General features: G+C 64.7%; 1 protein-coding gene. It reads right to left on the minus strand.

Going from position 1 to position 255, the window contains the following annotated elements; genetic code table 11:
- On the minus strand, positions 1 to 255 hold a 255-nt coding region (locus SB765_RS31565; RefSeq protein ID WP_410932747.1), incomplete at both ends, for an aminotransferase class I/II-fold pyridoxal phosphate-dependent enzyme.

Here is a 255-nt window from a genome sequence, read left to right on the forward strand (position 1 = left end):
CTCCAGCGCATCGTCCAGCAACGCCGCGCTATCCGGAATCGCCGGATGCCGGGTCCAGATGTACATCCCTTCGTCCGACTCGGTGAACAACTCGAAACCCAGCCGATGCAAGTGCCGGCCCACTTCCTGGTGCGCCTCGGCCAAACGCTGGCGCAGGCGTTTGAGGTGCTTGCGCCAGCGCCCGTCGATGATCGCGGCATACACCACGCGCTCCATCACCTGCGAGGTGGTGAGGCCCGAGCGCATTTTCAGGTG

The sequence above is a fragment of the Pseudomonas sp. SIMBA_067 genome, assembly GCF_046534675.1.
GTDB classification, from domain to species: Bacteria; Pseudomonadota; Gammaproteobacteria; order Pseudomonadales; family Pseudomonadaceae; genus Aquipseudomonas; species Aquipseudomonas putida.